Here is a 24,633-nt window from a genome sequence, read left to right on the forward strand (position 1 = left end):
CGCCGCCCCCGCGAATGCTTTATACGCGTGCGGCTCGCAACGCCACGCACGAGGGAGTTCCCATCAACACCACGCCCGTTCGCGTCGCCGCAGTCCCAGCCGACCACCCCTACGTGCGCGCCATCACCGACCCGCAGCACGTCGAGCTGCTGCCCGATCCCGTCCACCCCGGCGCTCCGGCTGGACAGTGGTGGCCGCCCCGCGTGCTCTCGCCGAGCTGGCTCGATGAGCACGCTCCCGAATTCGACGTGCTCCACATCCACTTCGGGCTGGAGTCCTTCACCCCCGAGCAACTGTCCCGCGCCCTCGGTCGCGCGCGCAGGCACGGTCGGCCCGTGATCTACACGGTGCACGACCTCGAGAATCCGCAGCTGACCGATCAGGCCGCGTACCTGCGACTGCTCGATGTCATCGTGCCGTCCGCCGACGAAGTCCTCACCCTCACGCCCACGGCCGCCGCCGAGGTGCGCCGACGCTGGAACCGCGCGTGCACCGTCATCGCGCACCCCTCCCTGCTCGAGACGTCCCCGGCGCCGGGGCCCCACGCAATCACCGACGCCTCCGACACCCTTCGGATCGGGTTGCACCTGCGCGACCTGCGCCCGAACATCGATGCCGAACGCGGCGTCGCCGTCCTCGCCGAGGCCGTCGCCGCCCTCGGGCTGCGCGGCATCTCGGCCGAGGTCGAGGTGCGACTGAACACGCGCGTGCGCGACGAAGACCTCGCCGACCGCCTCGCGCGCGCCGCCGCCACCGCCGAGAGCAGAGTGCGCATCCTCCGCGGCGAGCGCCTGTCCGACGACGAGCTCGCCGGCTGGCTCTCCACTCTCGACGCGTTTGTCCTCCCGTACCGACACGGGACCCACTCGGGCTGGGTGGAGCTCTGCTACGACCTCGCCGTCCCCGTGGTCGGCACGCGGGTCGGGCATGTGCGGTCGCAGCATCCGGCCGACTTCTTCGCTTTCGACCTCGACGATGCCTCGTCGCTCGTCGACGCGCTCGACGGCGTCGCATCGCGCACCCGCGCCGGCACCGATCGCGACGCCGAGGTCGCGCGGCGCCGCGCCCGTCGTCAGACCCAGCGCGACGAGGTGCGCGCACAGCACCTCGACGTCTACCTGCGAGCGCTGGCGAACCAGGCGCTCGGCGAACGGGCCGGCGCGTGACGGCGGGGCACCGGCGACTGCGCGTGCTCGTGGTCGCTCCCGAGCGCCACGCCCTGCGGCAGCCGCACGCGGGTGGGCTCGAGGCTGTCGTGTGGGACCGCGTCCGCAGACTTCGCAGGCGCGGGCACGACGTGACGCTGTGCGCGGCCGACGGGTCGGACTTCCTCGGCGACCGCCCCGAGCTCCGGCTGCCGAGTCCGCGTTGGATGCGCGCGCAGGATGCGTCCGACAGCGCCAACCCTCCCGGGCACCGGCGGGCGATGACGGCCGCGTTCGACCGGGTGCTCGAGAGCCTGCTGACCCCCGGCCGCGGCGTCGACGTCGTCGACAACCACAGCCTGCACGGCGACCCGATCCGCTGGAGCAGCACCGCCGGCATCCCCGTCGTGACCACCCTGCACACACCGCCGCTGCCCGAGATCGTCGAGGCCGCGGGCGACGTCGGCGATGCGCCGCATCGGTTCGTCGCCGTCAGCCAGCACACCGCGCGGGCCTGGTCGGCCGCGGGCGTCGACGCGTTCGTGTTCCCGAACGGCGTCGACACGGCCCGCTGGCGACTCGGCGACGGAGGCGGCATCAGCGGCGGCAGGACCCGCGGGGACTGGGTGTGGTTCGGGCGCATCGTTCCCGAGAAGGCGCCGCACCTCGCCATCCACGCCGCCCGGCTGGCCGGGGCGCGCATCGTGCTCGCCGGCCGCATCGGCGACCCCACGTACTTCGTGCGCGAGATCGCTCCGCTGCTCGGCGACGACGCGCACTACGCGGGCCCGCTGCACCAGCCGGCGCTGAGCCGGCTCGTAGGCTCGTCGGCCGTGGCGCTCGTGACCCCGGTCTGGTCCGAACCGTTCGGTCTCGTCCTGGCCGAGGCGCTCGCGACCGGCACCCCCGTGGCTGCGTTCGACGCCGGCGGAGTCGGCGAGGTGCTCGACGGGATGCCGGGGGCCGCGGTCGTCGCACCCGGCGACGTGCAGGCCTTGTCGGACGCCGCGACCATGCTGGCGACGCAGGCGCGGGGCATCGGCCAGCGCGCGGCGATCCGGCGGGCCGCGGTCGCGCGCTACTCGCTGGACCGACGCGACCGCGACGTCGAGCGCGTGCTCGCCCACACCGCGATGGGCAGCCCCGCGACCGTGGAACGCGCGGTGGTCGGGTGATCGGCTGGTACGTGCACCATCACGGGCACGGCCACCTGACGCGGTTCCTCGCCGTGCGCCCGCACCTGCGCGAGCCCGTCACCGTCTTCTCGAGCCTGGAGGCGCCCGCGGTGCTTCCGCCCGAGACGACCTGGGTCGCTCTCCCTGCGGATGCCGACGTCGCGGTCGCTCCGGACGGCACAACGCGGGATCCCCGCGACGCCGATCCCACCGCGAACGGCGCGCTGCACTGGGCGCCGATCGGACATGCGGGCCATCGCGCCCGGCTCGCGACGATCGCCGCGTGGATCGCCGAAACCCACCCGGACGCCTTCGTCGTCGACGTCAGCGCCGAAGTGTCCGTCTTCGTGCGACTGCTCGGCGCGCGCACCGTCGTCGTCACCCAGCCCGGCGAGCGCACCGACCCCGCGCACACCCTCGCCTACGACCTCGCCGACCGCATCCTCGCCCCGTGGGCGCCCGGAATGCATCGCACACCGTCGCTCGACGCCCGCGGCGAGCGCGTGGTGCGCGTCGGCGGCATCTCCCGTCACGACGGTCGAGACACCCTGACGCCCCGCGAGCCGCGCCGGGTGCTGTTCCTCGGTCGGATGCTGCCACCCGAGCACCTCGCGCACACGGTCGAGCTGCTGCGAACCGCCGGCTGGCAGGTCGAGTCGGCCGGCACCGCTGACGACCGCGTCGACGACGTCTGGCCGCTGCTGTGCCGCAGTGCCGTCGTGGTCACCGCGGCCGGGCAGAACAGCATCGCCGACGCCGCCGCGGCAGGGATTCCCGCCGTCGTCATCCCGCAGGACCGTCCCTTCGACGAGCAGCACCACACCGCGAGAGTGGTCGCCGCGCTGGGGTGCGCGACCGTTGCCGCAGGAGACCCGAGCCCCGACGAGCTCGTGAGCCTGATCGAGCAGGCGGCCGCCGAGCCCGCCGACTGGTCGATGTGGCAGGTGCGCGGGGCAGCCGCCCGCGCCGCCGCCGTCATCCACGAGGTCGCCGCGCGTGCGGACTCCCCCAGGGACTCCGCCCCCTCCGCCACCGCAACCGACACCGACCGTGACGAGGTCGCCGCATGACCCGGGTCGCTGTCCTGACGGTCGCCTCGGCGTCCCGCTTCGGCCACCTGCAGACCCAGCGCGGCGTGCTGCGCGATGTCACACCCGACGACCTCGACATCCTGCGCATCGAGGCGTGGCTCGACCCGGAGCCACCGCTGCGGGCGACGCACGGCCCGCGGTCCGGGATCGACGCCACCGTTCATGTTCCGCCCGGTGCGTCCGGCATGCGGGTCGGCGCGGCCCGCAACGCCGTGGCCGAGGTCGCGCTGCGCGAGGGTGCGGACGTGCTCGTGTTTCTCGACGTCGACTGCCTGCCCGGTCCCGACCTGCTCTCGCGCTACGTCGACGCCGCCCAGCGGCATCCCGACGCTCTGCTCGCGGGTCCGGTCACCTATCTGCCCAGCATTCAGCGCCCGACCCGTGCCGACGAGCTCGGCGCGATGACCCGGCCGCACCCCGCCCGCCCGTCTCCGTCCGACGGCACGACCGAGCAGGCCGATCCTGATGCGTACGACCTCTTCTGGTCACTCTCGTTCGCGGTGACCCCCGCGACCTGGCAGCGGCTCGACGGCTTCTCGGACGACTACGAAGGGTACGGCGCCGAAGACACCGACCTGGCGTGGCGGGCTCGGGGGCGCGGCATCCCCCTGCGATGGGTGGGCGGCGCCCACGCGTACCACCAGTGGCATCCGACGTCGTCGCCGCCGTGGGCGCATCTGGATGACATCCTGCGCAACGGCCGCATCTTCGCCGAGCGCTGGGGCACCTGGCCGATGCGGGGCTGGCTGGACGCCTTCGCCCGCGCCGGTGCGATCGTGGCGCACGACGGCGGCTGGGTTCGCGCAGGAGTGAGCTCGGCGGCCTAGGGTTCGGGCCACTCCTCGGGCACGTCGTCGTCGGGGCCCGGCTCGACCACGCCCTGGAACGGCGTCAGCGTCTCCCAGCCCTCGGGCGTCGAGCGGAGGAAGAGCACGACCGGCTCACCGCCGGCCGCGTCGGCCATCGAGTCTCCGGTGTCGCCGCAGCTGCGCGGAAGGGAGGCGACGACGATCTCGCTCTCGCCCGACCCCTTGATCCACTCGTCGACCTCGACGGTGAACGTCGTGGAGGTTAGCACTTCGTACGGCCGGGTGCCCGCTTCGTCGATGACGCGGGCTCGCACGACGGCGTCCGACTGCTCCACCGCATCGGCGGGGGTCTCGAGGTAGATCCAGCTGATGCACGCCTCGGCCTCGGTGCCGCTCTCCCCCGGGGCGCACCCCGTCGGCCACACCGCGCCGAAAGCGAGGGCGACGGCCGCGAGGCGCAGCATCCGCCGGTTCATGCTGCGATCGTCGCACACGCGACCTCGTGACGGACCGAATGCCCGGATCAGCTGCGCCCCGCACCCCTCCCCGCCGCGGAGCGAGCACACTCCCCCGTCTCGCTGAGCGAGCGCAGCAAGACGAAGCGCCCCTCCCGGTCGGCCGACCGAGCGCAGTCCCTCCTCGGCCGCTGAGCGAGCGCAGCGAGACGAAGCGCCCCGTTCAGCCGCCCCGGACCGCCTTCACGATCACCTCGGCGATATCCGTCGCCACCCGCGACACGTCCTCTTCCGACACAGTGTCGTCAAGCTGGTAGCGCACCCAATTGCCGCCAGCCACGACGTCGACCACGCACCGTACGTAGGGCGTCTGGCCGCAGGTGAGCGCAGCACGGTCCGAGCCCTCTGCCTCCTCGAGGCTCAACTCGGTTCCGGCGACCGCCTCGTCGTATGCCCACTCACCGCCTGTCAGCCACGACACCTCGCCGTAGAAGGGCCGGTTCATCCCGGCGCCGGCAACCACGTAGAGGCACGGGTCGACCTGCCACCGCGAGCCGAGCATCCACCACTCGACCGACCATCCGCCGTCCGGACGCAAGACTTCGAGTCCCGGGGCGTTTCGCACCGAGGCGAGCCCGTCGGACGGCAGGACGGTCTCGCAATCGCTCACCAGAGGGATGGTCCCGGCAGGCGGCGACCAAGACTGCTCGCGAACGGTCGAGTCCCGCACTCGCTCGCTCACGGCCTTAACTACCTCCTGGCGCCGGAGCTCGGCCTCGTCCGCGGCCACCTCAGGACCGGGCGTCCCGAACACCTGCAGGTAGGTGCCCTCGACGACTGACATCCCGTTGCACACCGCGCCCTCCGAGATCTGCTCGGCGCACGAATCGTTCAGCATCTCGTCGTGATGCTCTACGGCCCCGGCGCCATCGGCGACGATCACCACAGAAGCCGACGGCTGCTGGGCGTCGTTCGGGTCGACCGCGAAGTCGCAGTAGACGGCTCCGTCCTGCGCGAACGCGTACTGGCCCGGGCCGAGGCGCCAGGTCGGTCCCGGTTCCGCCTTCGGCATGGTCGCCGGCGTTGGCACTCCATCTGCGAACAACGGCGCGACGTCGTCGGCGATGTCATCGCAGTCGAAGTCGAACCGTGACGTCGGCTCCACGAACTCCGGACCCTGCATGTGCGTCGGCGTCGGAGACGAGGTCGGCCCGACGGTCTGGGTCGGCGCGGCGTCTGAGCCAGGCACGACGGATGCCGCACATCCCGCCAGCAGCAACGCCAGAACGGTCAGGGCTGAGGCCGTCGTGCGGCGGTTCGTCAACACCGCCTCATCGTATGGGCCTCGACCACCAACCGAGCACACCCCTCCCGGCCGCCGAGCGAGCACTCCCCCCGGTCGCTGAGCGAGCGCAGCGAGACGAAGCGCCCGCCCGCCCGCCCGCCCGGTCACTCCAGCCGGAAGCCGACCTTCATCGTCACCTGGAAGTGCAGCTGCCCGTCGGCGAGCGCACCACGCGTGCTGACGACCTCGAACCAGTCGAGGTGCCGCAGGGTCTCGGCGGCGCGGTCGAGTCCGTTGCGGATGGCGGCGTCGGTGCCGTCAGGAGACGTGCCGACGATCTCGGTCACGCGGTAGGTGTGCGCGGTCATGATGATCCCCTTCAGCCGGGGCTCCATCGCACCGGCGCTCACCGCGACCGTATCCCCGCGGAGCGTCCGCGACCAGGGGTCGCCCCCTCGCGTTTAGGTTGGGACCATGTCGACCGCACATCGTCGCGCTGCAGCGGCCGCCATCGCCCTTCTCGCCGTCGCACTCACGGGGTGCTCCCCCGACCTCCTCATCTGGGGGCCCGACGGCGCCCGCGTGATCGACACCACCGAGCAGACCATCGCGGCTGCCTCGGCCGATGACATGACCGCCTTCGCGTGCGAAGACTCGGCCGCCGACTTCGGCGAGCCGGAGGACTGGCGCGGCCTCTCCGCCGGCGAACCCGAAGGCTTCACGGCCGACTACTGGCCCGACCAGGCCGCGCTCGAGCCGGACTGGTCTATCAACCTCGAGATGGGCGGCTCGGCCGAGGACGGCCGGGTGTTTCCGGGCGACCTCTTCTTCCGCGACACCGATGACGGTCTGTGCATCGTCGACATCGCGTGGTGGACGGTCGAATCCACCGGCTGACCCGCCGTAGGGCGGATGCCGCAACGTCAGCCCTACGGTCCACACTGAAGGAACACCGCCAACGACCCGACGAAGGGACCCGCCATGTCTTTCCAGGCCTATCTCGACACCATCGAAGACAAGACCGGTCTCACGCCGCGTCAGCTGCTCGAGATCGCGAAGAGCAAGGGGTACGACGATCCGAACGTGAAGGCCGGCGAGATCCTCGAATGGTTGAAGGCCGACTACGACCTCGGGCGCGGCCACGGCATGGCTCTCGTGCACGTGATCAAGAAGGGTCCGCAGATCGACCGGAAGCATGTCGGCACGACCGGCACGCATCGCGACGACTCCGACACGCTCTGGCTCGACGGCAAGGCGACCAAGCCCGCCTGACCCCCGCCGCGGCTCCACCGGCCGCTGAGCGAGCGCAGCGAGACGAAGCGCCCCAACGCGCGTATCGTCGAGAGGTTCCCACCAGCAGGAGGCCCACCGATGACGGTGATCGACAACGGCGTGTACGTCGACGGGCGCCGCACGGCGAATCCAGTGAGCCTGGAGGAGACCTTCGAGACCATGCGCGACCGCGGCGGCATGAGCTGGATCGACCTCTACCGTCCCGACCTCGACGAGCTCCACCGTGTCGCGGCCGAGTTCAGCCTGCACCCGCTCGCGGTGGACGACGCCCTCGCCGGGCACCAGCGCTCCAAGCTCGAGCGCTACGGCGACACCCTCTTCATCGTGCTGCGTCCCGCCCGCTACATCGACGACAGCGAGACGGTGGAGTTCGGCGAGCTGCACGTCTTCATCGGCCCCGACTTCGTCGTCACGGTCCGCCACGCCGAGTCGTGCGACCTCGTCTCGGTGCGCGAGCGCCTCGAGGCGGATCCCGAACTGCTCGCCCGCGGTCCCGAAGCCGTGCTGTATGCGGTGCTCGACCAGGTGGTGGACGAGTACGCGCCGGTGATCGCCGGGCTCGAGAACGACATCGACGAGATCGAAGACCAGCTCTTCGACGACGGTGTCGACGTCTCGCGCCGCATCTACGCACTGTCGCGCGAGGTGCTCGACTTCCAGCGGGCGACGCAGCCGCTGGTCGGGATGCTGGAAGCCCTCCTCCGCGGATTCGACAAGTACCAGGTCGATGTCGAACTGCAGCACAACCTCCGAGACGTGCACGACCATGCCATCCGCGTCACCGAGCGGGCGGAGTCCTTCCGCGCGATCCTCGACAACGCCCTCACGGTCGAGGCGAACGTCGTCGCCCGTCGCCAGAACCTCGAGATGCACCGCATGTCGGAGATGAGCCTCGCTCAGACCGAGCAGGCCAAGAAGATCTCGTCATGGGCGGCGATCCTCTTCGCCCCGACCCTGATCGGCGCGGTCTACGGCATGAACTTCGACTACATGCCCGAGCTGTCGTGGGTCTTCGGCTACCCCTTCGCGCTGACCCTCATGCTCGCCTCCAGCGCGATCCTCTACGTCGTCTTCAAGCGCCGCAACTGGCTCTAGCCTCCATCGGATGCCGCAAAGCCACCCGACCGCGTCCGAAACACGGCATCGCTAGGCTCAGCTCCTATGGGCGAACGGTCTGCGGCGATCGACGCGGTACGCGTGGTGGGCATGGTCGCTGTCGTGGCAGGTCACGTCTGGATCACCCCGGAAACACGCCAGTGGCTCTACACATGGCATTTGCCGCTGTTCTTCATCCTCACGGGCTACCTGTGGAGCGGTCGGCGCGGAATCAAGGGCGAGGCCGCGGTACGCGCGCGGACGTTGCTCGTCCCCTACGCGTGCTGGTTCGCGATCATCGCCGCGATCACGTGGGGATTTCAGCTGATACAGGGGTCGTTCAATCCACGAGTTGCGGCAGGACAGGTGTGGGGTGGCCCCCTTCAGTCCGAACCGTTCTGGGCCTTCTGGTTCCCCACGGCACTGTTCGTGGCGACCATTCTGTACGTTCCCGTCTCTCGACTCGCGTTGCCCTGGCAGTGGTGCGTTGCGTTGGCTCTGCTGATCGTGACCGCCTATGTGCCGGGCACTCAGCTGGCGTTTCTCCCGCTCGCGATAGGGCAAGGCCTCGGCGCATTCGTCTTCGTCGTGGCGGGGCAGACGCTGCGCCGTGCTCAGGCGCGCATGAGTCGTGACGGCGTGGTGGGCCCGGCGATGCTGGCCGGCGGGGTGGCGCTCGTTCTGCTCTTCCCCGACAGCTTCGTAGACGTGAAAGGCCTGCACTTCGGAGTGCCCGTCGTGGGGATTCTCACAGCCGTCCTGATCGGTGGCGGGCTCATCGTGACCGCTCGCGCGTACCTCTCACGGACGCCGCGTCCGTTGTCGGTGACGGTGGTTTGGCTGTCGATGTCGTCACTCGTTGTGATGTTCGTTCACGTGCCTATCGCCAGCGCCCTTGACGCATTGGGCGACGGCTCGGTGGCCGGGTTCCTGATCACGATTGTCGCCTCGTGGGCGCTGGGGCTGGCGCTTGTCGCGCTCCCGGCGGCTTGGTTCCTGACGGGAGCTCGGGGTGCCGCCCCGCGCCTGAACGACACATCAAGCGCTGACAGCGCGGCTATTCGGCCGGAGCGTACGTAGCTGACTCTCGCCGGCTCGGCGCATGAGCCTCCACCAATCCCCCAGCCACCCCGTGAGAGCATCGCCGGATGCCCGCGCTCCTGAAACGCCACCCGGCGTGGACGATCGCCGCCGTTGCGGTGGCCGTCCTCGCGATCGCGGTCGCGTCCCTGCTCGCGGTGCGCGAGGCGAACGCGAACGCCCGCCTCGCCGAGATCTGCTCGCAGATCCACTCCGTCTCGGAGCACCTCGACGAGGCCCCGATCACCGAAGGCGACGAGACGGTCGCGGTCCTCGGCGACTCGTACTCTCAGGGCTGGTCGGTCGGCGGGCCCAGCGAGGCCTGGCCCGCAACCTTCGGCGAGCAAACCGACACAACGGTCTACGTCGACGGCTTCGCCGGCTCGGGAGTGACGGGCTCGACCTTCTGCCCCGAGGCGTCGTTCGCCGAGCGCGTGGACGAGATCAACCGCATCGAGCCGGATGCCGTCATCATCCAGGCCGGCCTCAATGACACCACTGCATCGAGTACGCGTCTGGGCGAAGCCCTCGCCGCAGTCCTCGACGAGATCGACGCCGACCGGGTGATGGTGGTCGGTCCCCCTTCTCCCCCGGCTCGCACGGTCGAGGCACTTCAGCGAGTGGAAGAAGCGTTCGCAGCGACCGCCGACGAGGTGGGCGTGCAGTACGTCTCGCTCCTGGACGTCAAACTCGAGTACCAGGACGACAAACTTCACACCAACCGCGACGGTCAGCGCGTCATCGGCGAGACTATCGCCGCCGCCTGGTGAATCCGATCCCGAAGCGTGGAAGAATGAGAGGGCATCGTCAGCGAGGAGCCTGACCGCGCTTGAGCAGACGAAGAAAGCCGGTCACCAGCGGCGATCGTTCGCTCCCAACCTGTCGGCGTGGTCTACGGCACGAAGTGATGCGTTCCAACGCCAAGAGTCAAACTGCGTCTGACCTCGAGAGACGTCTCTGCGAGCGGATCCGCGCCAACACGCGGACTCCTCAGACTCCGCGGGTCTGTGTCATCCGCCCAGGTGGTCGTCGCGAACCCAGGGGGACTTAGAGCCACGCGGTTACGGACACCCGGGCCGTACAGTAAGCACTATAAAGCTGCAGACGTCCGGCGAGCCGACTACGCAACCAATACCCGCATAGGAGACCGGGGACTGCTGCACGGATAGGTGACGGTGGGTTTGTCACGCAGCCAGCGCGGCTGGCGTTTTCATGATGACCTCGAACTCAACGGGCGTCAAACGGCCGAGGCGGGGCTGTCGTCTGCGTCGGTGGTAGGTCCGCTCGATTCAGGTCACGATCGCTATGTGCAGCTCGTCGCGGGTGGTCCAGTTGCGGCGGTTGAGGACATTTATCTGGAGCAGCGCGAAGAAGCTCTCCATGGCGGCGTTATCACCCGCGGCGCCGACCCGGCCCATGGATCCGACCATGCGGCGGTGGGGTAGAGCGCGCAGCAACTTCCGGCTGCGGAATTGCGACCCGCGGTCGCTATGGACCACACAGCCGGCGACGTCGCGGCGCCGGGCGACAGCGTGGTTCAGGGCGGTGACGGCCAGGCTCGACTTCATCCGGAGTCGTTCGAGCAGCCGACGATCCGGTTGGAGAACACGGCCTTGAACGCGTAGAGATAGAGCTTGCCTTCCGCAGTCCGGTGCTCCGTGACGTCACACAGTCACAACTGGTTCGGGTTCGTCAGCGGTGAAGTCGCGACCGACGAGATCGTCGTGGACGGGCGGGCCCGCTTTCTTCCCGCTGCCACGGCCCCGATTCTTGCCGAACGTGCTCCACCAGCCGTTCGCTGACGCGATCTTCCATGCGGTCCGGTCCGACATCGCCCGCCGGCGTCGCGGGCCTCGTCTGCGAGCAGCCGGCGCCCGAACTCGGGGTCGTCCTTATGCGCGTCGAACAGCGCGTTCGCGCGACACGCCTCCACCACCTCTCTAGCGGTGATTGGGGTCGCCAGCCACCGGTAGTAGGGCTGGCGGGAGAGCTTGAGCACCCGGCACGCAACCGTCACGGGGATCCCCGCGTCGGCGAGCTCAGTCAGCGGGGGGAGCCTCCCCCCGGCAGGCTCGCCTGCGACAGATACGCCGCCGCACGACGCAGGACCTCGTTCTCCTGCTCGAGCAGCCGGATCCGCTTGCGCCGCTCACGAGTTTCAGCCGCCTCGGTCCAGGTCTCGACCGGCGCGGTGCCCTCATCAACCTTGGCGCGGTGGAGCCAATTCTGCAGGGTCATCGGGTGAACGCCGAAGCCTTTCGCGATCTGCTCGACCGTGACTCCGTGCTCGCAGTTCCTCGCGACGCGCAACACGTCGTCACGGAACTCGCTCGGGTAGGGCTTGGGCACAGCAACATTTTTCCAGGCCGACCCCTCGGGCATGCCAGATCAGATGTCACCTACTCGTGCAGCAGTCTTGAGCCTGAGCATGCCGCCGTAGGATGCATCTCATGGGAAGACACCGGCGCCACGGCAACAACGCAGGCTCACGATGGCCGGTACTCGCTGGTGTCAGCGTCGCGGTCATCTTAACCGCAAGTCTCACGGCGCTCGCTCTACTTCCTTCAGCCAAGCCCCATGCTGCAGCCGTAGCCACGTACACACCGGAGCCGCTCACTGAAGCGGAACCCGAGCCCATCGCCCCGTTGGTAGCTTTCATCGGCGACAGTTACATCGGAGGCTCCGACGAAGGAGGGGTGGGCGATAAGAATTGGTCCGCGCTCGCAAGCGCGAACCTAGGGTGGAAGGATTGCGCGTTCGGCGTCGGCGGAAGTGGCTGGACTCGCGGGATTAATGAGTGGACGTTCAATGCACGTATCGATTGGGCGCTATCCCTCAATCCGTCTCTGGTTGTGTTCGCAAACGGAGTAAACGATCTGACGAGCGCTTCGGATCAAACGATCCCGCGAGCGACCGAGGCTATGGCGTATCTAAGATCTCTGGCCCCCAGCCTGCCCGTTGTCATCATCGGACAGATCAAGGTCAGAGACGGGCAGTCGCCAGGCATTGATCGCCAGAACCAAGGGCTAGCTTCGGTAGCACGTAAGTATGATGCCGTGTTCATCGATCCGATAGAAGCGGGGTGGTTTGACGGAGAAGCCCGCGATTGGCTTGGTGAAGACCGTTTCCACCCGACCGACGAGGGCAACGTTTACCTCGCGGACCAGTTCGTGGAGGCTGTTCAGGCTTCTAGTGTGAGTCCGGCGATCCGCATGTCCACCGACGCAAGGTGGGGATGCGGACTTCCGGATTGGCGTCGAACCCTGCCCAACGGATCACCCGCACCGGCTCCAAGCGACAAGGGAGCCCCCTGATGGACCCGCCCTGGACTCAGCCGGGCCGCGTCATCGACCCCATGGTGGCCGCTCTATGGACTGACCAGGCACACCCGAGACTGGTCGCTGCGGGCCGGACCCACCTCTGCCGCGGCGCTCGGCTGCGACCTGGCGAGCGCATAGCAAGATTCTTGGTGATCGGGACTACGCCGCCAGATCTCTACAGCTCGCTCAACTGGCGTGGCGCTCGCGATTACTCATTTACGGGCCCGGTGGTCCTCCACAGCAACGACGGCGATGCCGTATACGTGCTGTTGGGGGCTTCGCTATGCTCAGCACTAGCCAACAATCGGAAGGCGTCCGCATTTGGTGCTCCCAATCATCGTTCTCGCGGTCTTTTCCGGTGTCGGGTTTCTCATCGCGGCTTACGTGGCGCGTCGGGTCGGGCGGATCCTCAACGTCCGCACTCTACTCCTCGCCAACTATGTCCTGGTGAGTCTCATTTCGGGGATTGTCCACCTCTCAAAGGTAGAGGGGCAGCCGCGCGGATTCTTTGATGTCACGGTCGCAGGTACTCCAGCGATGGCAACAGCCGTGCTTGGGTCCGTCCTGGGTTTGATCGCAATGAGCATCGGTTGCGTGTGGAGGCTTCAGCGCGCGCCCGTGACCAACCGACCACGCCTCCGCCGTACTGACAAATGGATCATTATTGCGGTTCTCGCGGTGATATTCCCCTTCGTAATGAGCGGGCTCCTTCGAATGCAGGCGAACGCTGCTCTTTCCAGCACTGTTCGCATCTTGTCAGTGGAGCAAGGTGACGCTCGCTACGTATTCATGTCCCACTGGTCGGTCTGGATCATCAGCTTCTTGGCCCTTTGGGTCTTGTCGTTCAGGCACTTTGATGGCCCGACATGGGCCTGCATCATCGTTCTCGGATCAGTGGCTCTGATCGCAGTAGCACTTGAGTGGACCGGTGGACGGTCGATTATCTTCGTTATGGCCTTGCCACTTGTACTGGTCACCGCACACCGGCTTTATCCTGCGCGCATGCTGGTGGTGCCGAGTCTTGCAATTGCCGCCGCTGTTTTCGTGGCTAACGTCACCGGGGACCGCCTCGCGGGAACCCGCCAAACAAGCTCATTAGCTACATGGGCGGATTGGGAATGGGGAAGATTCTCCATGCTCGGATTCGCTGACACCTACACCACGCAGGGCGGATTTCTGCACGGCGAGACGTTCGTACAGGCCCTCATGAACGTAACCCTGGGCGTGGTGCGTCTACTCGGGTTGTATGTCCCCAACCCACCCCTTCGGTCCATGCCGGAGATCACGGGCCAAGCGATCCTGCAGTCCGACCAGACTCACGTCGTTGCTGGGCTGAACAGCGAATTGTTCATAAACTTCGGGTACGCGGGCATATTCGTCGGGATGCTCCTGCTCGGATTGTTCGCCGGTTGGGTCGATCGCCGATTCGCCAAGGCCGAGAACCTAATCGCTCAACTGGGGTGGGCCTACCTCGGCTCCTTGGTGATCTTCCGCACCCTCGCCGCGGACGCCAATGCCCTCGCATCCTTCCTGATCTACTCAGGCGCCCCGGTCCTCGTCATGGGTGTTCTCGCATATTTGCTACGCGATCGGTGCACCCTGGCCTCGGAGATCTGCGAAACGCAAGGCATGAGAGCTGTGCGCGCACCCGCGTTCCCATCAAGGCTCGCCCACCTTCCTCGCACGTACGAGGATCACGGCGTGCACGGCGACGATCAGAGACGTTGAAGACTTGGTCCGGCAACACCGAGAGCTCGCCGCCGACCAGAGAACATCGAAACAACCTGACCGTGGCCCTGCTGCGGGACTTCTGGTGTGGCCCGCGACGCTTTATTACGATGCGGTCACATCTCCCCACTTAACGGTCTCCCTCCCCTGCCCAGATACGCGACTCTCGAGGGTCTCCTGCTCCAGTCCGACGCGAACGCTTCACATTGCCGACACAATTCAACGCTACGCTCGCATGCGAAGCAGTTAGTCGAGACGCCGAGAGGACGATCGTGACGTCGAGCCTTGGGGAGGTCGACGCGACACCGACGTCGCATTCGAAAGTGCAGCACACCCTTAAGAACGGGGGCGAAGGCCGAGACACGGCACCATTGGCGCCCCCGTCACGCGCGAGCGTTCTAGAAGCGCGGCCGAGGAGCGGCTGGAGACAGAGCTACGCGCGAAAGATCTGGATCACAGACTTACTCGCGCTGATCTGGGTCGTGTACGGCACTCAGATCGTGTGGTTCGGCCTAGGCAACGCCGAGGTGGCTATGCGCGAGGACTCCCGAATCACGGAGCTGTCTTATTGGATCTTCTCAGGCCTTGTGGTCCTCGCGTGGATGCTGGCGCTCACGCTATCCGACTCGCGTAGCCATCGGGTGATGGGCGCCGGCAACAGTGAGTATGTGCGAATTGTTGACGCAAGCTTCCGTCTGTTCGGCGTTATAGCCATAGCCGCATTTCTCTTCCGCGTCGATGTCGCCCGCGGGTTCCTTCTGATCAGCTTGCCGGCTGGCGTCGTGGTCCTTGTATCCATCCGCTGGCTCTGGCGACAGTGGTTAATCTCCCAGCGCCAACGCGGCGCATACGCGGCCAGAGTTCTGCTGGTCGGCTCAGAACGCTCAGTCTCCGAGATTGCACGGGAGCTCGCACGTGCACCTCATGCTGGATATCGCGTCGTCGGAGCATGTATACCGTCTGGACGCGTTGCCGGGACGATTGAGAACACCGACATTCCGATCATGGGTAGCGTCAACGCGGTCGAGCGAGCGGTCTTAGCGACGAGCGCGGACACAGTCGCAGTGACCAGCACCGACGAGTTGCCACCACATAAGGTCAAGGAGATCTCGTGGCGCCTAGAGGCGGGCAAGCAGCATCTTGTGCTTGCTCCGAGCATTATCGACATAGCTGGCCCGAGAATTCACATGCGCCCGGTCGCGGGACTTCCGCTCATTCATGTCGAAACACCTCGTTTTAGTAAAGGTCAGCGCTTTGCCAAGCGGAGTCTCGACCTTAGTGTCGCTACGTTGGCGATCATCGCTATCAGCCCATTGCTTATCGCGCTGGCAATAGTCGTCCGGCTCAGCAGCGATGGCCCAGTGCTTTTCCGCCAAACCCGCGTCGGCCTCGGGGGGAAGGAGTTCACAATGTTGAAGTTCCGGTCGATGGTCCCCAACGCTGAGGATCTCTTGAGCACGCTCAATGCACCATTCGGTGGTGCGGGCAACGAGGTCCTATTCAAGATGAGAGATGATCCCCGAGTCACGAAGGCCGGAAAAACTTTGCGAAAGTACAGCCTTGACGAACTACCACAACTCTTCAATGTGCTGCGCGGTACCATGTCACTCGTGGGGCCACGACCATCGCTTCCTCGCGAGGTAGCAAAATACGCAGACCACGTTCATCGCCGCTTTCTCGTGAAACCTGGGATTACGGGATTGTGGCAGGTAAGCGGCCGCTCGACATTGACGTGGGAAGACACAGTTCGACTGGATCTATCGTATGTCGAAAATTGGTCCCTCATCGGCGACCTGAGCATCCTCGCTCGAACAGCTCGCGCCGCACTGGCGCCAGGTGAAACTTCGGCTTGAGGTGCGGGCGCGCTGGCATTAGTCGCTAGGACGGAAAGGACGATATGACTCGTGTATTAGTCACCGGCGACGCCGGATTCATCGGATTCCACATTGCTCGAAGTTTGTTGGAGGCAGGGCATTCTGTAGTCGGGCTCGACTCAATGAACGACTATTACGATCTACAGCTCAAGCGCGACCGCCTAAATCAACTCGCCGTTCATGATAAGTGGGAGCATCGCGACGGCCATCTCGAGGACGCTGTCCTCATGCGGGAGATAATCGCGGATTGGTCTCCCGAGATCGTAATTCATCTAGCCGCACAGGCGGGTGTTCGCTACAGCATGGAGAATCCTGCGGCGTACCTGAGTTCCAACCTGATTGGGACCCAAACGTTGCTCGAGGAGTTGAAGGGCTCGGGTGTTCGCCACATACTCATAGCGTCAACGTCATCCACCTATGGGGGAAATGCGTTCCTGCCGTTTCAAGAACTGCACCCAACCCACCAGCCGATGTCGCTCTATGCGGCGACCAAGATCGGCATGGAAGCGCTGGCGCATTCCTACTCGCACTTGTGGGATCTACCTACGACCTGCTTCCGATTCTTCACCGTATACGGACCTTGGGGTCGACCTGACATGGCCCTTTTCAAGTTCGTCAATGCCATCGAACGCGACGAGCCCATCGACGTTTACGGGTACGGGAGAATGATGCGAGACTTCACCTACATAGACGACTTAGTCCACGCCGTCGAGCGCCTCACAGAGACTGCGCCGGCTCGAGGTGAGCGGATCGGAGCGCATGACTCCCTGAGCACAATCGCTCCCTACCGAGTTGTCAATATCGGTGGGGGACAGCCTGTCCAACTCCTGGACTTTATTGATGCCGTCGAGCAAGCTCTCGGAAAGAACGCCCGGCGGAACATGCTTCCCATGCAGCCTGGCGATGTCGTGGCGACGTCGGCGGATGCACGTCTGCTGCGGGACTTGATCGGGATTATCCCGTCGACTCCAGTCGACCTCGGGGTCGCTAAGTTCGTCGAGTGGTTCCTTCCCTATCGGCACGCCAGATCAGGGGAGGCTCTCCTTGCTGGCTGATGCTGGATCGACCGGAGCGAGGTGTATGGCGGTGCGATGCCTAGACTGACAGTCACGATGCCCGCGTACAACGCGGAGCTGACAATCGCGAGGGCCGTTCGCTCAACACTTTCAGCACTCCCCGACGACAGCGAGCTGGTCGTCCTGGATGATTGCAGCACGGACGCCACTCTGAGCAGATTAGGGGAGGTCGAGGACAAGCGGCTGAGAGTTGTCGCCGGCGATACCAACGTAGGTGGTGCCCGTGCGCGCAACGAGCTGCTGCGCATTACCGACAGCGAGTTCATCGCCTCGATGGATGCCGACGACGTCGTGCTCCCTTGGAGGTTTCACCTTCAGTTGCGCGCGCTAACGCTAGCGGACGTCGTCTTCGGAGGCGCCTTGCGCGTTCGCCGGGGACGTGCACCGCAGCCCTCCTTTCCGAGCCGGCTCGGGCCGAAAGAATTACCGGTAGCCATGCTTTTCCACAACCCGGTGTTTCACCCGACCCTCGCGGCTAAACGTCTCGCAATCCACCAGGTTGGCGGGTACCGTGATTTGCGGGTCGCACAGGACTACGACCTATGGCTGCGACTCGCGACATCAGGCGCGGCCATGGTGCGGCTAGCCGAACCCATGATCGCTTACCGCTTGAGTGCCACCCAGGTGAGCGGGTCGGGTAGTTATCGCCTCAAGGTGGCGTCCTCCGTCGACTTGCGAGAGGCTTACGTGAACCATGTCAACAAAATGCGCACGGACGTCGGTCTTCGCGGCGAGGTGTTCACCGCAGATTCGCCACCGACTCCGAGTGATCTTGAAGAATCCGCCGCGAAGTCGATAGCAATGATGAGGCCGGTGAATCGATGGTATTACCGCCGCCTGCTCAGTTCCGAACGCATGCTACATCCATTGTCTGCGGGGGGTACATGATGACTGTTTCGGCGGCCAATGTCCTCCTCGCCGCTTGGCGCGGCGTGACGCAGGACCAGGACTTTCTCCGCGAGATCAGCACATCGTACGTGAAGCGCAACCGCCTCCTCGCCCTCTGGGCAGATGGAGGTCTGCACGCGGCATTTCTCATCCGTTTGATCACGGGACGGGGGCCCAAGTGGCTCTCAATCTTGGCGCGGAATCGTTTGATCAGTCGCTTTGCCTGCGACGTGAATAGTCGAGCGACCGTCCTCGGATCGCTTTACCTGCCGCACCCGATCGGGATCGTGATTGGGGCCGGTTCCGTGATTCATCCGCAAGTGCGCATTTACCACGGAGTCACTCTGGGCTCGAACGGCCAGGGCGGTTACCCGACGATCGAAAGCGGCGTCATCATTTTCCCGAACACGACGATAGTGGGACCCGTACGAGTGGGCTCGGAGGCACGCGTGGGAGCTAATAGGTTCCTAGATCATGACGTAGAAGCGGGCGCCACAGTCTTCGCGATTTCTCATCCACACAGATAACTATGCGTCGAATCTGGTCTGCGATTGAACGCATAGTGCCACGCCTGTCGCTCGCCCTAGTGGGGCTCGTTGTAGCATTTGCCACTGATCCCGCCGCAGTCGGGCTTTACTCATGGGGAATCCTAGCCCTCACCTTCTTCCAAAGCGCCACGGACCAACCCATCCGCCAGGTTGCCGTGTCGGCATTGACCACTCGTGGTGGCAGGAAGTTCCTACGGCGATACACAGTTTTCGCCGCCGCAGGCGGGCTTGTCTTCATGATCCTCGCCTGCTCGGCCGCTTCGACGCTCAACTCCGAAATGGTTTGGTCTGCGTTTGGATCCCTCGCCCCGTTGTGCCTAACGCCGATCTTCACGGCGATAGCCACTGTCCCGGCCGCTCGACTACAACTAGCGCAGCGATGGTCGGTGATAACGACTGGTCGAACGGCAGCCGCACTCGCAGGAACATCTGCGGGCGTAGCTGTCGCGTTGATGACAAGCTCAATCGTGGGGGCGACATTGGCACTGCTACTGTCCGAGGCAATCTTCGCTGCGCACACATACCTCGGGGCACGCGCGGTTCCGCCTGTGAGCAATCCCGAGATGGCGACCGGCGCTGTGAGAGCTTTTCTGCCGATGGTGTGCTACAGCATACTGGGGTGGGGGCAAGGGCAGATGGACCGTGTGCTTGTCGGAGCCTTCTCCGGTACCGCAAGCCTCGGAAACCTGACGGTCGCATCGTCGGTCGCGAGGAGCGCCGGCGATGCGGTGGCTGCATCACAAGCGAACGTGCTACGAGTCGATTTGAACCATACCCAGGGCGCGGACTCCGCCGTACGCGAAATAGTTGCGCGCAGCCTTCGCTCCAGTTATTGGCTGTGCGCCGCAACTATAATCGCGACCATCGGTGCGACGTACTTCATCGTCCGTCCGCTCTTAGGTGCCTCGTGGGAGCTCGCGCTTGCGATAGTACCAATTCTTGTGTTAACCACGATTCCGTCCGCGATATCTTGGTCCGCTGCTCCCGTACACGTTCACCGGGGAACCGCTAAACGAGCGATGATTGCGCCCTCCGTCGGGATTGTATTCGCGCCAGTGGTGGCGTATTTGTCCACGTCGGGTCTTGAGCTCGCCGCATGGGCCATCCTTGCTCGAGAGATGGTCCTCGCAATCACCCAAGTGACCCTGATGGGACGCGCGGCGCCGTGGGGACAGGTCATACCCGGGTTTGCCGCAACTCTCGCACTGAGCGCTGCGCTGTTGACGTTGCCGACATGAGATTACCGCGGGGCCACGACGTTGGCGGCTTTTCTCGGGATTCGGTCTAGACCGACCTTTTGTCCGCGACGGTTGAGATCCAGGCCAAGACGACTGGGGGGGTTCTAGCGACGGTTGCAACCGCTCCTAGATTCTGGGAGCTGTGTTGTCAACATCTTCTCGCGCGAAGGAGGGTCGGTGGCGTCGGCAGCTCTCGGATTAGCGCCGTGGGTTCATGGTGTTGCGTGAACGTGGGTGGAGCGTGCGGCGCGTCACAAGGCGGTGCGCGTCTGTGCGTGCCGGCGATCGCGGAACAGTTGGGAAGGTCGCCGTCGACGATCTCCCGCGACTAGCCGAAATGGAACGAGACGGGCGTAACGACTTCGACACTTCCGGCGCCCGACCGCGCGCCGTGCCCGAGCCCATGCCCGCCGGGTCGGCTTGAAACGAGTTACATGCGGTGATCGCGGAAAAGCTGTCACATCGGTGAACCCGCAGCAAATCAGCCGCCGCCTGCGGAAGCAGCTCTCTGATCATGCCCGGATGTGGTCGTGTCCCGAGCGTAACGATCAGGCGGTTTACCTTTCCAGGCATTCAGCGACTGTCGCCGCTGGCCCCGCTGTCGACGGCGGCTGAAAACTGGTCAGTTTCGACGGGGTGGATTCCATTCAACGTCGCAGCACTTGATGGTTCAGCGAGGCTATCAGCGACCAAAAGAGTTCGGCGGGAGCACGGTCGTGAAGCGTGATCCGCGGGCGTTCCGGAGCGATCGTCCGGCGGAAACGGGCGATGGTGGATCGTGAGCATCGGCTGCTCGAACCGTGGTCGGCGCCGGTCCGACCGCTGCTGCGCGCGCCGACGATAATGACCCGTCCGTAGCGGCGACCGGTGGTGCGGAGCCAGCGGCGACGGCCGGAGAAGGCCTGACGAAGGACGGTAGCCCGCCTGGTAGATGCTCTCGTGACACAACCACATCCGGCATCGCCAGGGAACTGCTTCCGCAGGTGCCGACTGATCTGGTGCGGGCTCCACCGATGCGACAGCTTCTCCGCGATCACCGCGCGCAACTCACCGGTCAGGTCGACACGGCGGGCATGGTCTCGGGCACGGCGCGCGGTCGCGCGCCGGTGAGCGTCGAACGGTGTCGACGACGCCCGAAAACTAGGCCATTGCGACGTCTTGTATTCCAGTAGTCATCGCAACGAGGGGTGACTCTGGGAGGCTAGCAGCGCGGCGAAGAGGTCGGCTGGGGTTCGGTCGCCGAGGGTGATCCGGGGCCGGCGGTTGAGTTCGTTCTCGACGCGGGCGAGTTCGCGGGCGCTGTGGACGGAGAGGTCCGTCGACTTCGGGAAGTACTGGCGGAGGAGCCCATTCGTGTTCTCGTTCGACCCGCGCTGCCACGGACTGCCCGAGTCGCAGAAGTAGATGCGCGTTCCCGTCGCCTGGGTGATCTCAAGATGTCGGGCCATCTCCGTGCCCTGGTCCCACGTCACCGTCCGCCGCAACGGTGGCGGTAGCTCGTTGAGCGTTCTCACGAGCGCCCGGAGTAGCTCGGTCGAGTTGTGCGCGGGGAGGTGCGGAGGAGCTTCACTAACCGGGTCTGCCGTTCGACGAGCGTGCCGATCGCGGAGCGGCTGTGCGGTCCGACGATGAGGTCACCCTCCCAATGACCTGCGATCGATCGGTCCGTTGGCTCGAAGCCGCGGTCATGGACGGAGAGCATCGGCTGCGCGAACCGCCGCCGGGTGCGGACCTGACGGCTCTGTCCGCGCCGATGATCACGCCCGGTGCGCAGCGGCGAGTGGTCCGGCTTGCGGACGATTCCTGAGCCGGGCCGGTAGATCTCCTGATAGATCGTCTCTGCCGCCACCCGCGCACTTGGGTCGGTTGGGTGCGCGAGCTTGAGTGCCCGGGCGATCTGCTGCAAACTCCACCGCTCGCGGAGTTTGGCGAGCACGAACGCGCGCAATGCGCCGTCCGTGGACAGCTTGAGCGGGCGGGTGCGACGCCGCCGCGTCGCCGCAGCGGAGTGGGCGTGGAACGGGCGGTACTGACCGGACGCGTGAAGGTTGCGGCGCAGCTCTCGGCTAATGGTCGACGGCGCTCTGCCCAGAGCGTGTCCGATGGCCGTCGGGCCGAGGCCTCGGCTGGCGAGATCTGCGATCTGGATGCGCTCAGTCTCGGAGAGGAACCGGGGCGAGATCGTGCGGGCGGCAAGCGGCTCGAGCGGTGGCACGAACTTGACCGTGCCATTCTTCTGACGCTCCAACGAGCCGTTCTTCCAACGGTTACCCGAGGACCGCGAGATCCCCAGCTTCTTGCACGCACCGCGGACGGACCAGCCCTCAGCGAGCAAATCCAGAAACTGCCGGCGCTTGTCGGTCATCGGACGACGACCGGGCCCCTTCGGGACACGACGAGACGACATACGAGAACCCCTTTCGAGCGGTCCTCGTTGCGATCGTCACTAGAAACCACCCCGTCGCTATGGCCTCGTTTTCAACCGTCGCCGACAAACGGTCGGTACGCCCGCCTCGTTCCGGTTCGGCGTAGTTCGCGGGCGATCGTCGACGGCGACCTCCCCAACTGTTCCGCGATCGCCCGCACGCCCATCTTCGCGTAACGCAGATGGGCAACAGGTGCGCTCGCGCATCATGCTTCATGCTCCACGCTTCACGCTTCACGCTTCACGCTTCACGACGATGCTCCCGCTGACGCTTCACGTCGCTGATAGCCGAGCTGAACCATGAAACGGTGTGACGCTAAAAGTAATCCACCGCGCCGTCCTGGACTGGTTCTGGAGCGTGGTCGACACTTTCTGAATGTGGAGCGTGATCGCGCGGGTCGGCCCGTCTAGGCGGGCGTGTGCCCATAAGCGTGCTCCAGATCTTTCACTACGGCTTCTATACTGAGCCAGCCGTCAATGGCTTGGTAACCCGCGCGAATCAGCGCTTCACGCAGTTGATGGTTCGACAACAGTAGGTCGATCGCGTTAGCGACTGCACGCTCCTCCGGCCTGCAAACGATTGCCGCCGACCGTGTTTCGAGCCCCTTGGCGATCCCACACTCATCCGAAAGCACAACCGGTGTCCCCACGGAGAGAGCCTCGAGCACTGTCATAGGAAAAACCTCCTGACGACTTGGGAGAACATACACCGTGGCTGTCCGGAGTTCGTCCAAGCTGTCGCCCGGCCCAATGGCCCCGCAGTAATGAAGGGCATCTAGAGAATGCCTCTGCTTGAATTGAACTAGGGCTTGAAGATCACCCTCGTCCGGTCCCACAACCCGGAAGTCGGCGTCGCAACCAGCCTCGACCAATATCTTCGATGCGGCAGCGAACGTCAGTGCGCCCTTCCTTGGATGTAGACGGGCGAGAAACAATACTACCGGCCTACCCCCGCCCCTACGCGTGACCTCCCTCGGGCGCACGGCAATACCATTCGCGATCAATTGAATGTGGGTCGCTGCGCTGCGAGCGACAGCACGGACGCCAACAGACTCGGCATCCGTGAGAACCAAGACACGTCTTGAATGCCGCAGGACGCTGCGAGTTGCAACCGCGTCCGAGATGCGCGCCTTCAAGCGCCGATCAGGCATCACCATGCCGTGAGTTTGAACGACTAGCGCAACTCCAAAAAGCGCGAGAAGTCGGGCAGCGACGAGCGACCCTATGTCACGGCCCATGTGCACATGTACCACGTCAAAACTGCGGCGACTCCGGACCAGCGCCATGATTAACCCCACCGATAGCAGCCCGCTCAGCGTGCGCCCGATCCGGACAACTGAATGAAGCCTTACGTTCACGCCAGGTACCGTTAGGTGCGCCTTCCCGTCCCAACCCGCAAAGAGGGTCACTCGATGGCCCTGACGCGATAGTTCAGTCGCCTGCGCCACTGCGACAGACACAGGCCCCCCGTATGCGCCGTCAGCGGAGACGAACGCAACTACATGCGCGATCCTCACGCGTCAAGCTCCGCTCGGTCGGATTCGAATCGATTGCCCACCACGGAGCAAAACGGCCCACCGACGATCGCGTTCGGCGGGATGGTCCCCCGGACAAGTGTCAGCGGCTGAGCGATGGCGGACCGCCCAACTCGCGCACCACCCAGCACGATGCACCTTGAAGTGATCCATGCTCCGGATCCGATCTCGATGGGTCGGGTGACGAGCGCCATATCGCGACGGTGCGCGTGCGAACCAGTTGTCAGGAAGGTCTCCTGTGAGATGACGACGTCGTTGGCGATGTAGATGTGGTCTTGGTTATGAAACCACACGCCTTCGCCGATCCATGAGCGGTCGCCGACATGCAGCTTCCACGGGAACTTCACTCTTGTACGTGGGCGGAATACGACGCCGTCGCCGATCTCGGCGCCGAAGAGGCGGAGAAATCGGATGCGGAGAGACGAGCTGATCTGCCAGGGGTTGGTCACAAAAATGAGCTCGCACACCGCCCACATGTAAACCTGCCACGCAGGGCGATCCCAAGCCGCTCGCTCCCCGGGCGCGTTGGATAGGTCGACCACTGGGACCTCTGACATAACGCTTCCTCTCCCC

Annotated in this window: 21 protein-coding genes and 2 pseudogenes; 15 read left to right on the forward strand and 8 right to left on the reverse strand. The window is 65.5% G+C overall.

Going from position 1 to position 24,633, the window contains the following annotated elements:
• The first annotated feature begins 113 nt into the window (after positions 1-113).
• From NFR93_RS12030 to NFR93_RS12045, 4 genes are read left to right on the forward strand one after another with little or no spacing between them, the layout of a single operon-like run.
• Positions 114-1,166 (forward strand): glycosyltransferase, encoded by a 1,053-nt coding sequence (locus tag NFR93_RS12030; protein ID WP_251453525.1) that lies wholly within the window; start codon positions 114-116, stop codon positions 1,164-1,166.
• On the forward strand, positions 1,163-2,320 hold the full coding sequence (locus NFR93_RS12035; protein WP_251453526.1) for a glycosyltransferase: 1,158 nt from the start codon (positions 1,163-1,165) through the stop codon (positions 2,318-2,320). Before NFR93_RS12030 ends, NFR93_RS12035 begins: the two co-directional genes overlap by 4 nt.
• Complete coding sequence (locus tag NFR93_RS12040) at positions 2,317-3,390, forward strand: glycosyltransferase (RefSeq protein ID WP_251453527.1); 1,074 nt, start codon at positions 2,317-2,319, stop codon at positions 3,388-3,390. Before NFR93_RS12035 ends, NFR93_RS12040 begins: the two co-directional genes overlap by 4 nt.
• The gene (locus NFR93_RS12045) at positions 3,387-4,238 is read left to right on the forward strand and encodes a galactosyltransferase-related protein (protein ID WP_251453528.1); all 852 of its coding nucleotides are present in this window, start codon (positions 3,387-3,389) and stop codon (positions 4,236-4,238) included. The genes NFR93_RS12040 and NFR93_RS12045 overlap by 4 nt, the downstream gene beginning before the upstream one ends.
• Here the strand turns inward: NFR93_RS12045 and NFR93_RS12050 are convergent.
• From NFR93_RS12050 to NFR93_RS12060, 3 genes are all read right to left on the reverse strand, one after another.
• Entirely contained in the window at positions 4,235-4,696 is a 462-nt protein-coding gene (locus tag NFR93_RS12050) for a hypothetical protein (RefSeq protein WP_251453529.1), read from the reverse strand. The two genes, NFR93_RS12045 and NFR93_RS12050, sit on opposite strands and share 4 nt — an antisense overlap.
• Before the next feature lie 202 nt (positions 4,697-4,898).
• Positions 4,899-6,002 carry a hypothetical protein gene (locus NFR93_RS12055; protein ID WP_251453530.1) on the reverse strand — a complete coding sequence of 368 codons (1,104 nt, stop codon included), beginning with the start codon at positions 6,000-6,002 and terminating at the stop codon, positions 4,899-4,901.
• Positions 6,003-6,124: 122 nt separating this feature from the next.
• Positions 6,125-6,328: a dodecin gene (locus NFR93_RS12060; protein WP_251453531.1), complete on the reverse strand. Its 204-nt coding sequence runs from the start codon at positions 6,326-6,328 to the stop codon at positions 6,125-6,127.
• A gap of 106 nt (positions 6,329-6,434) precedes the next feature.
• On the opposite strand from NFR93_RS12060, the gene NFR93_RS12065 reads away from it, so the two are divergent.
• The 5 genes from NFR93_RS12065 to NFR93_RS12085 all read left to right on the forward strand — a co-directional run bounded on the left by NFR93_RS12065 (position 6,435) and on the right by NFR93_RS12085 (position 10,198).
• Positions 6,435-6,857, forward strand: coding sequence for a hypothetical protein (locus NFR93_RS12065; protein ID WP_251453532.1), 423 nt, complete (start codon positions 6,435-6,437; stop codon positions 6,855-6,857).
• Between the two features lie 84 nt (positions 6,858-6,941).
• Positions 6,942-7,232 carry a DUF4287 domain-containing protein gene (locus NFR93_RS12070; RefSeq protein ID WP_251453533.1) on the forward strand — a complete coding sequence of 97 codons (291 nt, stop codon included), beginning with the start codon at positions 6,942-6,944 and terminating at the stop codon, positions 7,230-7,232.
• A gap of 99 nt (positions 7,233-7,331) precedes the next feature.
• The gene (locus NFR93_RS12075) at positions 7,332-8,348 is read left to right on the forward strand and encodes a magnesium and cobalt transport protein CorA (RefSeq protein ID WP_251453534.1); all 1,017 of its coding nucleotides are present in this window, start codon (positions 7,332-7,334) and stop codon (positions 8,346-8,348) included.
• 66 nt (positions 8,349-8,414) lie between these two features.
• Positions 8,415-9,428, forward strand: coding sequence for an acyltransferase family protein (locus NFR93_RS12080; protein ID WP_251453535.1), 1,014 nt, complete (start codon positions 8,415-8,417; stop codon positions 9,426-9,428).
• Positions 9,429-9,496: 68 nt separating this feature from the next.
• Complete coding sequence (locus tag NFR93_RS12085; protein ID WP_251453536.1) at positions 9,497-10,198, forward strand: SGNH/GDSL hydrolase family protein; 702 nt, start codon at positions 9,497-9,499, stop codon at positions 10,196-10,198.
• Positions 10,199-10,612: 414 nt separating this feature from the next.
• Here the strand turns inward: NFR93_RS12085 and NFR93_RS12090 are convergent.
• Positions 10,613-11,777: pseudogene (locus tag NFR93_RS12090) on the reverse strand (IS3 family transposase).
• Between the two features lie 101 nt (positions 11,778-11,878).
• On the opposite strand from NFR93_RS12090, the gene NFR93_RS12095 reads away from it, so the two are divergent.
• The 6 genes from NFR93_RS12095 to NFR93_RS16065 all read left to right on the forward strand — a co-directional run bounded on the left by NFR93_RS12095 (position 11,879) and on the right by NFR93_RS16065 (position 20,100).
• The gene (locus tag NFR93_RS12095) at positions 11,879-12,742 is read left to right on the forward strand and encodes an SGNH/GDSL hydrolase family protein (RefSeq protein WP_251453537.1); all 864 of its coding nucleotides are present in this window, start codon (positions 11,879-11,881) and stop codon (positions 12,740-12,742) included.
• A gap of 330 nt (positions 12,743-13,072) precedes the next feature.
• Positions 13,073-14,476, forward strand: a complete 1,404-nt coding sequence (locus tag NFR93_RS12100) for an O-antigen polysaccharide polymerase Wzy family protein (protein WP_251453538.1) — start codon at positions 13,073-13,075, stop codon at positions 14,474-14,476.
• 323 nt (positions 14,477-14,799) lie between these two features.
• A complete protein-coding gene (locus tag NFR93_RS12105; protein ID WP_285814599.1) occupies positions 14,800-16,329 on the forward strand; it encodes a sugar transferase in 1,530 nt (509 codons plus the stop codon).
• 44 nt (positions 16,330-16,373) lie between these two features.
• Positions 16,374-17,405, forward strand: coding sequence for an NAD-dependent epimerase/dehydratase family protein (locus NFR93_RS12110; protein WP_251453540.1), 1,032 nt, complete (start codon positions 16,374-16,376; stop codon positions 17,403-17,405).
• A 57-nt stretch (positions 17,406-17,462) separates the two neighbouring features.
• Positions 17,463-18,314 (forward strand): glycosyltransferase, encoded by an 852-nt coding sequence (locus NFR93_RS12115; protein ID WP_251453541.1) that lies wholly within the window; start codon positions 17,463-17,465, stop codon positions 18,312-18,314.
• 529 nt (positions 18,315-18,843) lie between these two features.
• Positions 18,844-20,100 (forward strand): lipopolysaccharide biosynthesis protein, encoded by a 1,257-nt coding sequence (locus tag NFR93_RS16065; RefSeq protein WP_353049912.1) that lies wholly within the window; start codon positions 18,844-18,846, stop codon positions 20,098-20,100.
• A gap of 1,172 nt (positions 20,101-21,272) precedes the next feature.
• Here NFR93_RS16065 and NFR93_RS12120 read toward each other — a convergent pair.
• From NFR93_RS12120 to NFR93_RS12130, 4 genes and pseudogenes are all read right to left on the reverse strand, one after another.
• Positions 21,273-22,507, reverse strand: a pseudogene (locus NFR93_RS12120) (IS30 family transposase).
• A 71-nt stretch (positions 22,508-22,578) separates the two neighbouring features.
• Positions 22,579-22,707: a helix-turn-helix domain-containing protein gene (locus tag NFR93_RS16070; protein WP_353049914.1), complete on the reverse strand. Its 129-nt coding sequence runs from the start codon at positions 22,705-22,707 to the stop codon at positions 22,579-22,581.
• Positions 22,708-22,932: 225 nt separating this feature from the next.
• Positions 22,933-24,042: a glycosyltransferase gene (locus tag NFR93_RS12125; RefSeq protein WP_353049913.1), complete on the reverse strand. Its 1,110-nt coding sequence runs from the start codon at positions 24,040-24,042 to the stop codon at positions 22,933-22,935.
• Positions 24,039-24,536, reverse strand: coding sequence for an LbetaH domain-containing protein (locus NFR93_RS12130; RefSeq protein WP_353049915.1), 498 nt, complete (start codon positions 24,534-24,536; stop codon positions 24,039-24,041). Before NFR93_RS12130 ends, NFR93_RS12125 begins: the two co-directional genes overlap by 4 nt.
• Positions 24,537-24,633 lie beyond the last annotated feature (97 nt).

This window comes from Microbacterium sp. Marseille-Q6648, assembly GCF_943181415.1.
In the GTDB taxonomy this organism is placed as follows: Bacteria; Actinomycetota; Actinomycetes; order Actinomycetales; family Microbacteriaceae; genus Microbacterium.

Bases quoted from the DNA above. Each gene is read 5' to 3' on its own strand.
- NFR93_RS12065 (WP_251453532.1), top strand. From the start codon at position 6,435: ATGTCGACCGCACATCGTCGCGCTGCAGCGGCCGCCATCGCCCTTCTC.
- NFR93_RS16065 (WP_353049912.1), top strand. From the start codon at position 18,844: ATGCGTCGAATCTGGTCTGCGATTGAACGCATAGTGCCACGCCTGTCG.
- NFR93_RS12045 (WP_251453528.1), top strand. From the start codon at position 3,387: ATGACCCGGGTCGCTGTCCTGACGGTCGCCTCGGCGTCCCGCTTCGGC.
- NFR93_RS12095 (WP_251453537.1), top strand. From the start codon at position 11,879: ATGGGAAGACACCGGCGCCACGGCAACAACGCAGGCTCACGATGGCCG.
- NFR93_RS12085 (WP_251453536.1), top strand. From the start codon at position 9,497: ATGCCCGCGCTCCTGAAACGCCACCCGGCGTGGACGATCGCCGCCGTT.
- NFR93_RS12130 (WP_353049915.1), bottom strand. From the start codon at position 24,536: ATGTGGGCGGTGTGCGAGCTCATTTTTGTGACCAACCCCTGGCAGATC.
- NFR93_RS12110 (WP_251453540.1), top strand. From the start codon at position 16,374: ATGACTCGTGTATTAGTCACCGGCGACGCCGGATTCATCGGATTCCAC.
- NFR93_RS12115 (WP_251453541.1), top strand. From the start codon at position 17,463: ATGCCCGCGTACAACGCGGAGCTGACAATCGCGAGGGCCGTTCGCTCA.
- NFR93_RS12075 (WP_251453534.1), top strand. From the start codon at position 7,332: ATGACGGTGATCGACAACGGCGTGTACGTCGACGGGCGCCGCACGGCG.
- NFR93_RS12080 (WP_251453535.1), top strand. From the start codon at position 8,415: ATGGGCGAACGGTCTGCGGCGATCGACGCGGTACGCGTGGTGGGCATG.
- NFR93_RS12060 (WP_251453531.1), bottom strand. From the start codon at position 6,328: ATGACCGCGCACACCTACCGCGTGACCGAGATCGTCGGCACGTCTCCT.
- NFR93_RS12070 (WP_251453533.1), top strand. From the start codon at position 6,942: ATGTCTTTCCAGGCCTATCTCGACACCATCGAAGACAAGACCGGTCTC.
- NFR93_RS12050 (WP_251453529.1), bottom strand. From the start codon at position 4,696: ATGAACCGGCGGATGCTGCGCCTCGCGGCCGTCGCCCTCGCTTTCGGC.